The sequence below is a fragment of the Deltaproteobacteria bacterium HGW-Deltaproteobacteria-6 genome (assembly GCA_002840435.1).
In the GTDB taxonomy this organism is placed as follows: Bacteria; Desulfobacterota; Syntrophia; order Syntrophales; family Smithellaceae; genus UBA8904.
Genome location: PHAT01000031.1, coordinates 1 through 1,505, shown reverse-complemented (window position 1 = coordinate 1,505; position 1,505 = coordinate 1). Strand labels below are relative to the sequence as shown.

Genomic DNA, 1,505 nt, shown 5'->3' with positions numbered 1-1,505 from the left:
AGTACTGCTTTTTCAAATCAACCATCGGGATCATAATTTGATGTCCTCGTGCGTTTTCATTTTTTGAAGAATTTCAATGGCCAGCGCCAGGGACTTGCGACCGTCCTCTCCGGATACTGCGGGTTTGGAACGGGTCAGGACGGAACTGACGAATGACCGGATTTCTTCTTCCAGGGGATCGTGGCTGCCTACTTCAATGTTGTTCTGAATAATCTGCTGCTTACCGTCGGCTCCGGTGGTCTTGTTCAGCGACAAAATCTCCCGCTTGCGGGTATCAACAGCATGGTATCCCTCCGGTCCGAAGAAACGAAGCTTCTGCATGGTCTTGGCGCTGATGCGGCTGGCGGTCACATTGGCGATGCAGCCGCAGGCAAAGGATAATCTTACATTGGAGATGTCGATCTTGTCGGAAAGAACGGGAACGCCGACCGCTTCCACACGTGTGAGAGGCGAGTGGACAAACTTCAAAATGATGTCCAGATCGTGAATCATCAAATCAAGAATGACATCCACATCCGTGCCCCGTTCAAAAAAGGGATGCAGGCGGTGCACTTCAATGAAGACCGGACGGGTGATGACCTGATCCAGTGCCATAACGGCGGGATTAAAGCGCTCCACAAACCCAACCTGGAAAACGAGGTTGCTTTTTGCAGCCAACGCAAGCAGTTCATCCGCTTCTTCGAGGGTTGCACAGAGGGGCTTTTCAATCAGCACGTCAACGCCCGCGGAAAGAAAATCTCTGGCAACCGTGTGGTGGGCGCCCGTTGGGACGGTGATGCTAACGGCATCAACCTGGCCCAGCATTTCCCGGTGATCCGTGAAAGCGCTGCACGAATAAAGATCGGCCGCCTTCTTCGCTTTTTCAATCTGTGTATCGGATACGGCAATGATTTCACAGTGGTCAATATTGGCGTATTTCTGAAGATGATAACTGCCCAGGTGACCGATGCCGACTACGCCGACTCTGATTTTTTTCCTGTCTGGTGCCATTTATTTTCTCTCTAGCGGCAAATGCTTCTTTTTGATTTTTGAATGAAATCGATAAAATGACGTTTTTCGGGGCAGTCCTCCACATCCTCTGCGGCTTTTACCAGCGCCTCTTCCAGAAGAAGATCGGAACGGAAGATAATGCGGTAGGCGTGTTTCAAGGCGGCAATTGAACGTTCCGGGAAATTTCGCCTTTGAAGCCCGATCAGGTTGAGGCCAAACAATGTGGCCCGATTGCCGTTGGCAATGGTGTAGGGAGGAATATCCTTCACCACGGCGGATGCGCCGCCTACCATGGCGTGCGCGCCGATGCGGCAGAATTGATGAACGCCGCTCAGCGGGCTGATAATCGCGTAATCTTCTACATGAACATGTCCGGCCAGCCCCGTCGAATTGGCTATGATCACGTGATTGCCCAGCTGGCAATTGTGGGCAATGTGAACATAGGCCATCAGAAGATTGTGGTCCCCCATGACCGTCATACCCGTATCCGCCGTTGTGGCCCGGTGGATGCTGAC

2 protein-coding genes are annotated in these 1,505 nt (G+C 52.2%); both read right to left on the bottom strand.

The genetic code is table 11. The features are described from left to right. Window positions 1–30: 30 nt before the first annotated feature. Window positions 31–990 carry a UDP-N-acetyl-D-glucosamine dehydrogenase gene (locus CVU71_18580; protein ID PKN16734.1) on the bottom strand — a complete coding sequence of 320 codons (960 nt, stop codon included), beginning with the start codon at window positions 988–990 and terminating at the stop codon, window positions 31–33. Between the two features lie 11 nt (window positions 991–1,001). Beyond that, a partial coding sequence (locus tag CVU71_18575; GenBank protein ID PKN16733.1) for an acyl-ACP--UDP-N-acetylglucosamine O-acyltransferase occupies window positions 1,002–1,505 on the bottom strand: 504 nt, incomplete at its 5' end.

Coding starts and splice junctions, on each gene's coding strand:
- CVU71_18580 (PKN16734.1), bottom strand. CDS start 990: ATGGCACCAGACAGGAAAAAAATCAGAGTCGGCGTAGTCGGCATCGGT.